Origin of the sequence: uncultured Sphingorhabdus sp., from assembly GCF_937872355.1 — a bacterium.
GTDB lineage: Bacteria > Pseudomonadota > Alphaproteobacteria > Sphingomonadales > Sphingomonadaceae > Sphingorhabdus_B.
In genome coordinates this window covers 1-13899 of sequence record NZ_CALMSV010000176.1, presented here as the reverse complement: position 1 = coordinate 13899, position 13899 = coordinate 1, and the positions used below count along the sequence as shown (strand labels likewise).

8 protein-coding genes and 1 pseudogene are annotated in these 13899 nt (G+C 59.5%); 3 read left to right on the top strand and 6 right to left on the bottom strand.

The genetic code is table 11. The features are described from left to right. Positions 1–2: 2 nt before the first annotated feature. The 3 genes from Q0239_RS11610 to Q0239_RS11600 form a co-directional block, all read right to left on the bottom strand. On the bottom strand, positions 3–1517 hold the full coding sequence (locus Q0239_RS11610; protein ID WP_298602923.1) for a hypothetical protein: 1515 nt from the start codon (positions 1515–1517) through the stop codon (positions 3–5). 214 nt (positions 1518–1731) lie between these two features. Beyond that, complete coding sequence (locus Q0239_RS11605; protein ID WP_298602920.1) at positions 1732–2094, bottom strand: hypothetical protein; 363 nt, start codon at positions 2092–2094, stop codon at positions 1732–1734. Between the two features lie 201 nt (positions 2095–2295). Beyond that, a complete protein-coding gene (locus Q0239_RS11600) occupies positions 2296–3792 on the bottom strand; it encodes an aldehyde dehydrogenase family protein (protein ID WP_298602918.1) in 1497 nt (498 codons plus the stop codon). Positions 3793–4023: 231 nt separating this feature from the next. On the opposite strand from Q0239_RS11600, the gene Q0239_RS11595 reads away from it, so the two are divergent. Beyond that, positions 4024–5199 (top strand): acyl-CoA dehydrogenase, encoded by a 1176-nt coding sequence (locus Q0239_RS11595; protein WP_298603070.1) that lies wholly within the window; start codon positions 4024–4026, stop codon positions 5197–5199. Positions 5200–5233: 34 nt separating this feature from the next. On the opposite strand, the gene Q0239_RS11590 is transcribed toward Q0239_RS11595, so the two are convergent. Beyond that, positions 5234–9868, bottom strand: a complete 4635-nt coding sequence (locus Q0239_RS11590; protein WP_298602915.1) for an NAD-glutamate dehydrogenase domain-containing protein — start codon at positions 9866–9868, stop codon at positions 5234–5236. A 196-nt stretch (positions 9869–10064) separates the two neighbouring features. On the opposite strand from Q0239_RS11590, the gene Q0239_RS11585 reads away from it, so the two are divergent. Continuing rightward, positions 10065–11405 carry a dicarboxylate/amino acid:cation symporter gene (locus Q0239_RS11585; RefSeq protein ID WP_298602913.1) on the top strand — a complete coding sequence of 447 codons (1341 nt, stop codon included), beginning with the start codon at positions 10065–10067 and terminating at the stop codon, positions 11403–11405. Positions 11406–11504: 99 nt separating this feature from the next. On the opposite strand, the gene Q0239_RS11580 is transcribed toward Q0239_RS11585, so the two are convergent. Both Q0239_RS11580 and Q0239_RS11575 read right to left on the bottom strand, forming a co-directional pair. Then, complete coding sequence (locus Q0239_RS11580; protein WP_298602911.1) at positions 11505–12623, bottom strand: class V aminotransferase; 1119 nt, start codon at positions 12621–12623, stop codon at positions 11505–11507. Next, positions 12620–13408: a tryptophan 2,3-dioxygenase gene (locus Q0239_RS11575; RefSeq protein ID WP_298602909.1), complete on the bottom strand. Its 789-nt coding sequence runs from the start codon at positions 13406–13408 to the stop codon at positions 12620–12622. The genes Q0239_RS11580 and Q0239_RS11575 overlap by 4 nt, the downstream gene beginning before the upstream one ends. A gap of 97 nt (positions 13409–13505) precedes the next feature. On the opposite strand from Q0239_RS11575, the pseudogene Q0239_RS11570 reads away from it, so the two are divergent. Beyond that, a pseudogene (locus Q0239_RS11570) lies at positions 13506–13899 on the top strand (hypothetical protein); the annotation flags it as partial.

Genomic DNA, 13899 nt, shown 5'->3' with positions numbered 1-13899 from the left:
GCTCAGCCTGCGGCGGGGATTTCAAGGCACGAGGCCTGACCCGGAAGGCCGCAAGCCCAACCCGACCACCAATTGGTCGTGCTGTCCCGAACCGCGCCGATATAGGCCCGGTTGATCAGGTAGCTGGCTAGACCGGCTGCTGCGAAGGGCGAGACCGCATTTTCGTTAGCACCATTGATGAAGGTACCCGAAAGCGTCGAGGTGCCATTGGCGGTGTTGTTGGTGCCGGCCGCGAAGATCGCCTGCACCTGTGCACCGGTAACGTCGGCATCATCAGGGAATGCGGTTGCGCAAGACATGAACACAGAGTTGAAGACCGGCGGACCGTCCTCATCCTGCGCAGCGTTTGCAGCCTGCACCGTCGACGCACCATCGATATCAATGCAACGCGGGCTGCCCGTCATGATGCCGTTGACGAACGAATAGTCGCCGCCACCACGGAGCAACAGGGTCGTATTGCGTCCAGTCTGGCCAATGAACGTGAAGTTGGAGAAGCGGACATCGGTTCGCGGCAGGCGGGTATCATTGCCCGACGAGTCGGCTTCGACGATATGGTCACCACCGTCGGTGCGCTGCAGCACGATGATATCCTGCAGGGCGGCCTTGAAGCCCGAGTCTACGTCGAGTGAGTCATCGTCATTGCCGGTCAGCACGAGGTTGCGACCGTTTACGCGTCCACCGAACCATTCGATGCCGTCGTCAGAGCTGTTGTGCACCTGGACATTTTCGAAGATCGTGCCAGCGCCCACGCCGGCCATGGTGATGCCGTTGAGTTCGTTGTTGGTATCCACACGGAAGCCCGGATAGCGAACCTGCAGATAACGGATGGTGCCGCTATTGTCGTTGGGCGACGCACCGCCGTAGATCGAACCGCTGGTGCCTTCGACCGGAGCGACGCAGCCCACGGTGCCGCCAGTGGCAGCAGCATCAGCGCAGTCTGCAATCGGCGCGCGGCCAAGGATAACGAGGCCACCCCATTCGCCGATGCTTGAAGCGGTTGACGTGCCCAACACGTTGTTGCGGCTGGTCATGACGACCGGACGGGTCGCAGAACCATCAACATTCAATTGCGAGCCGCGGTTGACGACCATGAAGTCAGCGCCCGATGCGCCGAAGATGGTCACGCCTGCGTCGATCGTGAGAACGCCCGACTGCGCGCCTGCGATCGGCGCATTGGGATCGGCACCCAAATCCTGGCCAACCTGCACCTTGCCATTGAGCGAGTAGATCGTGCCTGCAAGGTTCTGCAGGCGAAGTGCGCCGGTGATGGTGCCCGAAATCTGGCAGTTGCGGCGATTGGCAATGGTACCCGCATCGACGGTGCCCGAGGGGCAGCTGGCTGCTGGGCCTGTCGGCGGCGGAGGGGGCGGCGGCGGTGGCGGGGGCGCAACCACCGGCGGCGGCACAACTACGATGCTGCCATCGCCAGGCGACGCAATATCATCGGCACCACAGGCTGAAAGCAGGCCTGCTGCTGCCGTTGCATAAACTATCCCACGCAATTTCGGGTCTATCATTCTGATTCTCCGCAATAAACTTTACCCGGACGGGTCTTCGGACATGCGGGGTACGAATCAAAAGGGCCCCCACCGGTCTTCGGTGAAGGCCCCTAGAATATGGATGTGACTCTATTGTTCGATGTTGGAGACGGTTTCGTGAAACTTATGTTTCAAGACTGTTACATCTGCGTCAAAACCACCATCAAAAAGCGATCAGCAACCCTGCTGGCGACTATCTTTTCAGCGACTGCAGCGACAGCATCGCTGCCTTGCGCGAGTTCATGACCTTGCCGCTCGACAGCACGATATCGAAATGTTCCCGACAATTGGCTGCCGCCTCAAATGCCTGCTGCGCCTGTGTCACATTCCCCAAGCGCGCATGCGCACGCCCAAGATTGATCAGCCTTGCAGGATCATTGTGGGGCACACTCTTCGCAGACTGGATCTGGCGCAACGCGGTTTCATTGTCGTTTGCCATAAGCGCTTCAAAGCCCAGCGCACCGCGTTCGTAACCGATTTCTGCTGCGGGCGCCTCCGCCGATGCTCCGGATGCTGCGAAAACCATTGACGCCAATCCGATCAAAACCATTTTCATAGCGACTCTCCTATCCGCCATTTTGATGATTGTTACAGTATCATTACAGCGGGAGAGGAATGAAAGAAAAAAGCGTGATTTACGGCTAAAAAACCGCAGAAAACCTTACTATTTCATCTATACGACAACTATATGACATCTATTTGACTCCATCGCGTCAAAGGAGATGTTCATCCAGCAGGAATCGTGCTTCAGCCTCATTCAACCAATGTCGAATTTGACGCCCTGGGCGAGAGGCAACTCAGTGCTGTAGTTGATCGTATTGGTCGCCCGGCGCATATAGGCCTTCCAGGCATCAGAGCCGCTTTCGCGCCCGCCGCCAGTCTCTTTTTCGCCGCCAAAGGCTCCACCGATTTCTGCGCCAGAGGTGCCGATATTGACATTGGCGATGCCGCAATCGCTGCCTGCCGCAGACAGGAATAGTTCGCATTCACGCATGTCGAGCGAGAAGATAGACGAGGAGAGCCCGGCACCCACGCTGTTCTGCAGGGCGATGGCCTCTTCCAGCTCCGAATATCGAAACACATATAGAATGGGCGCAAATGTCTCGTACAGGCAGGGCCCGACATGCTCTGCCATTTCAACAATGGCCGGGCACACATAGACGCCGGGGCGGCCAATCCGTTCACCACCATGTATCCGTGCACCCATTGCCTCCGCTTCACCCAAGGCGGCTTGCATCCGATCGAAGGCAGCTGCATCAATCAGAGGACCAGCCAAATTGGCGATATCCAGCGGATCACCCACAGGGATGCTAGCCGCAGCGACTTTCAACTTGGCGACAAAATCATCGTAGATCGCATCGTGCACGAACAGACGACGCAGACTGGTGCAGCGCTGACCACTGGTGCCCACTGCCGAAAACAACACCCCACGCAATGCAAGGTCAAGATCGGCCTTGTCACTGACGATCGCGGCGTTGTTGCCTCCCAATTCGAGGATGGTCTTGGCAAATCGCGATGCTGCCACCTGCCCGACAGCACGGCCCATCGCGGTGCTGCCGGTAGCCGACACAAGTGCGATACGCGGATCCGCAACCAGCGCGGTGCCGGTGTCGCGCGAACCGATTACGACCCGGGAGAGGCCCTCGGGTGCATCTTCAAAATCCCGGAGCACGCTGTCGAGCAAGGCCTGAACCGCAAGCGCCGTCAGCGGCGTTTTCTCCGAAGGTTTCCACACGATGCTGTTGCCACACACCAGCGCCAGCGCCGCATTCCATGCCCATACCGCAACCGGAAAGTTGAAGGCGCTGATAATCAGCACCGGCCCCAGTGGGTGCCATTGTTCCATCATCCGGTGGCCGGGACGCTCGCTGGCGATGGTCAGGCCGTGGAGCTGGCGCGACAGGCCGACAGCAAAGTCGCAGATGTCGATCATCTCCTGCACTTCGCCCTCGCCTTCGCTGATGGGTTTACCGCATTCGATGGTGACGAGGCGAGCGAGGTCGGCCTTATGGGTGCGCAGGGCGTTGCCAAAGCAGCGGACGAGTTCGCCGCGGCGAGGTGCCGGGACAGTGCGCCATTTGAGGAACGCGGATTGGGCGCTGCTCAGGGCTAAGTCGATTTCGGCCGTAGTTGCTGTTGTGACTGAAGCGATCTCGCTGCCGTCGATCGGGGTGCAGACTGGAAGGTCACCGGTGGGGATGGTGCAACTTAACCGCGTTAACAAGCTTCCCACTTCAATGGATAAAACTGACATGACCTAATCCCACCTCGTTATTCCCGCGAAGGCGGGAATCCATCACCTGAAATGTCGGCACTACACAGCCGTCGCAGTAAACTGCAAGCTCTGGGGATGGATTGACGTCCCGTCACTTCGTTCCCCGCCTTCGCGGGAATGTCGAAGCCTTGTTTTGTAGGCAGGTGTTGCCCAAAATCACGAAACATCCTAAGCGCCCAACCAGTTTCAGGAGTTACGAATATGGCCGAAATGGCAGCCTTTGATTGGTCCGATCCCTTTTTCCTCGACGACCAGCTGACCGAAGAAGAACGCATGATCCGCGATGCCGCGCATGGCTTTGCGCAGGATGAGCTGCAGCCGCGCGTGATCAAGGCATTCCGCGAGGAGGTTGACGCACCCGAACTTTTCCCACTGATGGGTCACGCTGGTCTGCTCGGTGCGACCATTGACCCGGCCTATGGCGGCGCGGGCGCAAGCTATGTCGCTTACGGCCTGATTGCCCGCGAAATCGAACGCGTCGATTCGGGCTATCGTTCGATGGCCTCTGTGCAGTCGAGCCTCGTGATGCACCCGATCAACGCTTATGGCTCCGAAGAGCAGCGCCGCAAATATCTGCCCGGCCTCGCCGCGGGCAAGCTGATCGGCTGTTTCGGCCTGACCGAACCCGATGCGGGCAGCGATCCGGCCGGTATGCGCACCGTCGCGAAGAAGGTCGACGGCGGCTATGTGATCAACGGCAGCAAGACCTGGATATCGAATGCCCCCTTTGCCGACGTCTTTGTCGTTTGGGCCAAGAGCGAGGCGCATGGCGGCGGCATTCGCGGTTTCATCCTCGAAAAGGGCATGAAGGGTCTTTCCGCGCCCAAGATCGAGGGCAAGCTGAGCTTGCGTGCCTCGACCACCGGCATGATCATGATGGATAATGTCGAGGTTGGTGAAGACGCCCTGCTCCCCGAAGTGCAGGGCCTGAAAGGGCCGTTCGGTTGCCTCAACCGTGCACGCTATGGCATCAGCTGGGGCGCGCTGGGTGCCGCCGAATTCTGCATGCACGCAGCCCGTCAATATGGCCTCGACCGGCACCAGTTTGGGAAGCCGCTGGCTGCAAACCAGCTTTACCAGAAGAAGCTCGCCGACATGATGACCGACATCGCGCTCGGCCTGCAGGCCTCACTGCGCGTTGGCCGCCTGATGGACGAAGGCCGCTTTGCGCCGGACATGATCTCGATCGTCAAGCGCAACAATGTCGGCAAGGCTTTGGACATCGCCCGTCAGGCGCGCGACATGCATGGCGGCAACGGCATCAGCGAAGAATATCAGGTCATCCGCCACATGGTGAATCTGGAGACGGTCAACACCTATGAAGGTGCGCACGATGTGCACGCGCTGATTTTGGGACGCGCGATTACGGGGATTGCGGCTTTCTAAAAACCTCCCCTCCCGCTTGCGGGAGGGGAAACTACTACCGTCCCAACAAAGTCCTTGCCTGCCCGGCAATCTGCGCGAGCATGGCAGGCGTCGGCAGACCACCCCGGCGTGCGCGGTCGATCATCGAACGGAACATCGCCACCCGGTCGGTATGCTTGCCAATCCAAGCCGTCACAGCGTCGGCATCCATAGCCTTCTGTCGGCGCAGGAAATCGAGCCGCATCGCCTGGAAATCGCGCGCGAGGCCGGCGACCAACAAGCGTTCCCACGGATCCTTGGGGTCCATCTGCATCGCGCTGTTCTGGGCCCAGCCAAGGCCCAGGGCATCACCCAGCAGGACGAATGCTTTGGTCAGCGCTTTGGCATCCGCCTTGCGTTCGGTGGCAAGTGCGGCAAGGCCGATCGCGCCATCGAGTTGCGCGATGCGAACCAGCTTCGCCACCAGTTTGGCAGGCGCGCCGCCTACAGAGAGCTTTTCACCATAAGCTTCTGTTTGCGCAGTAACATCCGGCGTCAGCAATTCCTTGCGCGCCGCCGACAGCTCTTCGATCACCGGCGCGTAATCGGAGATTGCGGCGCCGACGCTGCGGCCTTCCTTACCATTGCGGATCATGTCCGCCATGTGCGCGCGGGTTTCGACCGCAACCTGTTGGAACAACATGATGCGCGTCGCTTCGGGAATTTTGGCTTCGTCAATTTCGGCCCATAACGCGGGCAGGTCAAACAGCCGTTCGGCTATTGCAAAGGCTTCGGTCACGACGCCCAACGTGCAACCTTCTTCCTCCGCCAGCTCGAACGGATGCAGCATGCCCATGCGGTTGATCATGCGATTGGCAAGTTTTGTAGCGATGATTTGCGGGCGCAAGCGATGCGACAGGATGGCGTCGCGATGTGCGTCGGCCATCGGTTTGGGGAACGCCGCTAGCAACTCTCCGTCCATCGCGCTGTCGCCAGCAAGCGGGCCGTCCTCCGCCGCGTCTTGCGCCGCAAGCTTCGCAGTCGAGAGCAAAACTGCAAGTTCAGGCCGGGTCAGGCCATGGCCTTCGGCTTCGCGGCGCAGATATTCATCATAACCCTCCAGCCCCTCGACCGCACGATCAAGGCGGCCCTGGCTTTCGAATATCTCCATCAAACGAACAACAGCTGGGAAACCCCCGGCCCCGCCGCTTTCGGCGATCGAAAGCGCCAGCGTCTGCATCCGGTTATCTTCGAGGACGAGATCCGCGACCTCATCAGTCATGCTGGCGAGCAATGTGTTGCGCGGTTCGATCTTCAACCTGCCAGCCGCCATTTCGGCGTTGAGCGCGATCTTGATGTTCACCTCATTATCCGAGCAATCGACGCCCGCGCTGTTGTCGATGAAGTCGGTGTTGATGCGCCCGCCCTTCAGGCCAAAGGCGATGCGCGCGGCTTGCGTCACGCCAAGGTTTGCACCTTCGCCGATCACCTTGGCGCGAAGATCCTGCGCATTGATGCGGATCGCATCGTTGGCGGGATCACCCACTTCGACATTGGCTTCGCTGGCGTACTTCAAATAGGTGCCGATTCCGCCGAACCAGATCAGCCCGACCTCCGCCTTGAGGATCGCCTTCATCAGCGCAGCCGGTTCCATCACGCCATCCTCGACACCCAGCAGGGCGCGAACTTCCGGCGAAAGCTTGATCTCTTTCTCGCTGCGCGCGAACACCCCGCCGCCCTTGGAAATCAGCTTGGCATCATAGTCAGCCCAGCTGGAACGCGGCAGGTTGAACAGCCGCTGCCGTTCCTTCCAGCTCGCCGCCGGATCGGGGTTGGGATCGAGGAAGATATGGCGGTGATCGAACGCGGCGACCAGCTTGATCGCTTTCGAAAGCAACATGCCGTTCCCGAACACATCGCCCGACATGTCGCCCACGCCGGCGACCGTCACCGGCTCCTTCTGCACATCGATGCCCATTTCGGCAAAGTGCCGCTGGACTGAAACCCAGCCGCCTTTGGCGGTGATCCCCATCGCCTTATGGTCATATCCAACCGAGCCACCCGACGCGAAAGCATCGCCCAGCCAGAATCCGCGTTCGAGCGCGATGGCATTGGCGACGTCGGAGAAGGTTGCGGTGCCCTTGTCGGCGGCGACCACGAAATAGGGATCGTCTCCATCGCGGATTACGACGCTGTCGGGGTGAACGACCTTATTATCGACCAGATTATCGGTGATCGACAGCAGGGTGCGGATGAAGATGCGATAGCTTTCGGTGCCCTCTGCCAGCCAGGCATCACGATCAACGCGCATATCGGGGAGGCGCTTGGGATAGAATCCACCCTTCGCGCCCGTAGGCACAATCACCGCATTTTTCACGCGCTGTGCCTTCATCAGGCCAAGGATTTCGGTGCGGAAATCGTCGCGCCGATCGGACCAGCGCAGCCCGCCACGTGCAACCGGCCCTGCGCGCAGGTGGATGCCCTCCACCCGCGGCGAATAAACAAAGATTTCGCGCCATGGCAGCGGCGCGGGCAATCCCGGCACCTTCGAGCTGTCCAGCTTGAACGCCAGCGCTTCTTTCGAAGCGGGCGCAAAGGCATTGGTCCTCAGCGTCGCCTTCACCACCGCCTGCATCAGGCGCAAGATACGATCTTCATCAGCAGCCGCAACCTTGGCGAGGCCAGCCTTGATTTCTTCGTCCAGTTTCACCGCAGCAGCCGCGCGGTCACCAGCGAAAGCGGGGTCGTGCAGCGCGGTGAACAACGATACAATCGCGCGTGCAATGCCGGCATTGTTGCCCAGCGCCGCAACGATGGTCGGAACACCATAGTTGAGGCCAGTCTGGCGCAGATAGCGGTGCCAGGCACGCAGCCAGACCACAGCCTGCGGTTCCAGCCCGGCAATCGTGATCAACTGGTTGAAGGCATCATTTTCTGCCTTGCCATCGATCACCTGGGTCAGCGCCGTTTCGATAACTTCCTTGCGCGCAAAGAGCGGCGCTGTTGCTGCGCCGCCACGCAAACCAAGATGAAAATCATGGATATGGGCAATCTCGCCCAACGCGGTCGGCACTTGCTCGATTACGTTGAAGCCAAAATTTTCCAGCACCGGAACGATGTCCGACAGCGGCATCGCGCCGCCTGCATTGTAGACCTTCAGGCTGAGCGTGCTGTCATCCTTGTCGGCATCGGCAATCAGGCGAGAGATGCGGCTATGATCGCGCTCCATCGCCAAAAGGCTGATCATGTCCTGCGCCGCCTCTCCAACCGGATAGGCAACGCGATGCGATTGCGGGAAGGCGGCGGCATAGCGCTCCATCAGGGCAGCTGCGCGCTTTTCGTCTGCTACGCGTGCCAGCTCCGCCTCTACGGCTGGTTCCCAGCCGCGGACCATCAACTGGAGGCGGCGGTCTAGTGCTGATTCGTCGATTTCAACGCTGCGATCTTCAAGGTCGAGCAGGTAACGCAGCAGCCCGATGCCGCCATCCTCAAGTCCGATCGACCAGCCAAGAACGCTCGCGCCCTTGGTTTCGGTCAGCATCGCCTCGATGGCACGACGCAGGCCGGTCGAGATTTCATCGCGCGGCAGCCAGACAAAGACAAACACATGCCGCCCCAATGCCGAGCGAACAGCGAGCAGCTTCGGACGCGGCCGATCGGTCAGCGACATCGCCGTCAGCGTTACGCGCTCCAGATCGGCGCGGCTAAACGACACCAGAAGATCATGCGGCAGCGAGGTGAGCGCGTGCGACATCGCCTTGCCCGCATGGCCCGACGGGTCAAAACCATATCGGGTGAGCAAATCGGAAAGCTGGGTGCGGAGCAGCGGAATACGCTCCGGCGGGGTTGCCAGTGCATTGCTGGTCCACAGACCACCGGTCACCCCCAGCCCCTTGATCTTGTCGCCATCGCGCACCGGCACGACCAATATGTCGAGCTGTACCGCGCGGTGCACCGTCGACACTCGGCTCGATTTGAGGATCAAAGGCGCCTGCCCGCCTTCCGCAAAAAAGCTGCGCGCACGGGTGACGCTTTCTTCGGAGAGCAGAGCTGTTTCGCTAGACCGCGCCAACCCCAGCCGTGCTTCACGCACACCATCCCCTATAATGCGTTCATGCGCCAGAACAGTCATTGCGCCATCCATGAACCAGCGCATGAGCGCTGCTCCCTCACCTTCGGGCAGGCTGTCGGCATCTTCGGACATCGCGCCCTGCATCTTGCGCCAGTCAGTCACCGCGCAGCGCACATCTTCCAGCACCGCAGCGAGGCTGTCGGCAAGCGCGCGCCGTTCCTTCGCATCGATGCGCGAGGTTTCGACATAGATGAAGCTTTCGCGCTTACCCGTCGATCCGCGCTTGTCGCTAAGCGCGGTGAGCGTGCCCGAGGCATCGCGCTCGACATCAACCACAGGATGGATCAGCCGCTCAATGGCGACATTGGCCGAAGCAAGAGCAGCCGCAACCGAATCCACAAGGAAAGGCATATCGTCATTAATTAGCGCCACACGCATCGCCAGTCGCCCGCTGGCATCGGCAAATGTATCAACCGCGATGTTGGACTTGCCGCTCGACCGATTGGCTGCTGTCGCCAGCATGAACTCAACCGCCTGAGCCTGCGCGTCCTTGCCAAATCCGTCAATCTCACCGGGCAAAGTGCGCGCCAATATCGCTGCCAGCAGGGGTTTCGCCAATTTGGGGTCGGCACTTGCCATGTCTAATCGCTCCGCGTCGTTTGAGGGCCTTTCGCCCCTTTTGATTTTCCTTGCCTATGCCCCCGATGGAACGACCAAACAACCAGATAGTTGCGTTTGAAACGAAATTTACGCTGCGGAAACGGATGCGCTTGCCGTGTCGTTACCGCTCGGTTACCACAGCCAAAGAACAGACCAAGATTAAGGGGAAGCATAAATGGATCGCCGACTGACATGGTACATCCTTGCCGGGATGATCCTGGGCGTGGTTGTCGGCTATGCCGTTCATATCGGCATAGCGCAGGACAATGTCTGGTTCGAATATGCGACCAAGACGTTCAAGCTGCTGTCGGACATATTCCTCAACCTGATCAAGCTGCTCGTCGCGCCCTTGATCCTGTCGACGATCGTAGTCGGGATTGCGCATATGGGGGACAGTTCGGCGCTCGGCCGTATCGGTTTCCGCGCGATCAGCTGGTTCATTATCGCCAGCTTCATATCGATCGGCCTCGGCCTGTTGATGGTCAATGTCTTCCAGCCCGGCGTTGGTGCGCCGGTGGATACAGTCGCCGCAGCGGCGCAGAATATCGGCGAGGTGAAGAAGCTCGATTTCTGGGAATTCATCCTGTCGATCTTCCCTAAAAACGCGTTCGAGGCGATGGCGACCAACAACATCCTTCAGATATTGGTGTTTTCACTTTTCGCAGGCGTCGCGCTGTCGGCGCTAGGCGAAAAGGGTGCGCCATTGGTCCGCGGGGCCGATGCGCTCGCCGAAATGATGTTGCAGATCACCCATTATGTGATGCGTTTTGCTCCGTTCGCCGTCTTTGGCGCGCTGGCCAAGGTGGTGGCGACCAGTGGTCTCGCTATCCTCGGCACCTATCTGGAGCTGGTGGTTGAATTCTATCTGTCGCTGACAATCTTGTGGGCGATCCTTCTTTCGCTAGGTGCGATTTTCCTCGGCAAACGGATAGGGCCGCTGATCCGATATACCCGCGAGCCGATGCTGATCGCTTTCTCGACCGCCTCATCCGAAGCCGCCCTGCCCAAGCTATTCGAACAGCTTGATCGCTTTGGCGTGCCGCGCCGGATTTCGGGTTTCATGCTGCCGCTGGGCTATAGCTTCAACCTCGACGGCTCGATGATGTATATGAGCTTCGCGACCATCTTCATCGCGCAGGCCTATGGCATGGACCTGTCGATCGGCACACAGATCCTGATCCTGCTGACGCTGATGATTTCCTCCAAGGGCGTGGCCGCCGTGCCGCGCGCCTCGCTGGTCGTCATCACCGGCACGCTTGCCATGTTCGATTTGCCGGTCGAGGGCGTTGCCCTGATCCTCGCCATCGACCAGTTCCTCGACATGGGCCGCACCGCGACCAATGTTGTCGGCAATGCGGTTGCGACCTCTGTTATCACCAAATGGGAGGGCATGCTGGAGGTCGAGGAACCCGAATTCATCGAACCACCCCATGCCCCGTCGCACACTGTCGCGGGTGGCAAGGCCGGCCTGGAATTGGCCGAAGATATGGTCGAGGATCAGCGGACGAAATCTTAAAACACAACGTCGCCCCAGCGAAAGCTGGGGCCGCTGGAGGTTGTATCCTTCAAAGCTGACTAAACCGACTGCGGCCCCTGCCTGCGCAGGGGCGACGGATTAGATTTCCCGCAGAATATCGACCAACCGGTCCACATCCTGCGCATCCTGATAGATTCCGAAACCGATGCGCAGCACATCGCCGCGTACATCGGTGATGACATTATTTGCCTCCAGCTTGGCGTGCAAAGACGGTGCCCCTTGTCCGCGATAGGCGAGGAAGCGGGCATGTGGACCACTATCGTGCGGATTGAGCAATTCGAAACCTGCCATTGCATCCGCTTTAACAAAGCGAAGTTGCAACGCCTCCACATGCGCCGAAATGGCACCCGTCGTCAGGCCCTCCGCATCGAGCATCCGGCGCACGGCATTGAAGCGGTACAACCCCGAAGCGTCAAATGTGCTGCCGAGAAACCGCCCGCCATCCTGTGCATAGCCGACTGCGCCGGGCGGAAGCGCTAGGTCTTCAAATGCGGCATACCAGCCCGTTACCAACGGCCTCGGTGCGAACCCCGGCGGTGCGTGGAGGAAGCATATCCCTTCGCCCGCCATCGCATATTTGTACCCGCCGGAGACATAGAAGATGCGGTTGGCGACGGCAGACAAATCGGTCTCTTTCGCCATAAAGCCATGATAGCCATCAACCACCACCCACGGCCCGTCGGGCTTGGCCAGCGCTGCCAACCTTTCAAGTTCACTTATGATCGCGCCGGAGTTGAACAGCACCTGGCTCGCAAAAATCAGGTCGAACCCGCCGGCCTCCGCCGTGGCAACCAGTTCATCTGCAGGCGCATTGACCAACACCGCCTCCCCAGCCTCTACCCAGCGCGCCATCTGGCGGCGGAAGCTGTGGAACTCGCCATCGGTAGCGAGCACACGCACCGGTCGTTTCGAAATCGCGGAAAAAATGCGAACAAGGAAATCGTGCGTGTTGGGCGAAAAAGCGATGGTTGAGGGATCGGGCAGTTTCAGCTCACGGGCAATATGGCCCTGCGTTTCTTCCCACACCGGCCCCATGATGCGGCCCCATTTGAGATCGGCAAGCTGCGCGGCATCCTCCCAAGCCTCGACCTGCCCATCATAGCTGGCGTCTGGCCAGAGGTGGTGGCTGTGCGCAGCAAAATGCAGGCGGTCGGGATTGGCCGAAAGTGCGCGTGAGAAGAGGTGCTTGAAGCTCAAAGCTGCGTCCTCAGCGACCACAGCTCTGGAAAAGCGCGTTTTGCCAGAGTGGCTTGCAAATAGCTCACCCCCGCCGTGCCTCCGGTACCGCGCTTGCCGCCAATAACGCGTTCGACAGTAATCACGTGCTTGTGCCGCCAGGTGGCCATCGCATCGTCAAGATCGACCAGCTTCTCGGCGAGCTGGTACACTTCCCAATAGCGTTCCGGTTCGCGATAGACAGTCAGGAACGCAGTCTCGACCGCGGGGTTTGCAACATAAGGCTGGCTGAAATCACGACCCAGCACTTCGCCCGGTATCGGCAATCCGGCACGCGCCGCAGCGGCAAGGGCATCGTCCCAGATACTGGGCGTTTGCAAGGCCTCACGCATCGCCGCCTGTGCCTCCGGACGATCCTCCTGATATTTCAGGAAGCCGCCATCTTTCAGGCCCAGCATATATTCGACAGTGCGGAACTGGTCGGACTGGAAGCCTGAGCTTGGCCCCAACACATGGCGGAATCGGGTATAATCGGACGGCGTCATCGTTGAGAGAACATCCCAGCTTAGCGTCATAACCGCTTGAATTCGGCTGACCCTTGCCAGCGCCTTATAGGCCGGTACCAGCGCATCGGCCTGCACCTGCGCTTTCGCCAATTTCATTTCGCGAATGATCTGTTTCAGCCACAATTCCTTGGTCTGGTGGATGATGATGAACAGCATTTCATCATCCAGTTCGGATTGCGGATGCTGGCAGGCGAGCAGTTCGTCGAGCGCCAGATAGCGGGCATAAGTCATGTCGGTCATGGGCCACCGATACAGTTGCATTTGAAACTATGCCAGCCTTTGCGATTGGCTTTGCATTTTGGATAGACAAGCTATTGTCGCCAAAGGGAGAGGTTATATGAAATTGAAACGCCGCGATATGCTCGCAACGCTTGGGGTAGCACCGCTGTTGATGGGAGCGACGCCAACGCCCGTCACCATTTACCGTGCCAAGCGCATCATCACCATGGATCCAAAACTGCCGACCGCAATCTATGCAGCAGTGGCCGACGGAACGATTTTGGGCGTTTCAAACAACCTCGGCGCGCTCGAACCCTTTATCGGCAACCGGGAATTCAACATCGATACCCGCTTCGAAAATGCGGTGCTGATGCCGGGATTCATCGACCCCCATGTCCACCCGATGCAGTCCGCCGTGATGCTCAACCTGCCCTTTGTTGCTCCCGAAGATTGGGTGTTGCCGTCGCACACATATAAAGGCGCGCAGACGCCTGCGGCTTATCGCACACGAT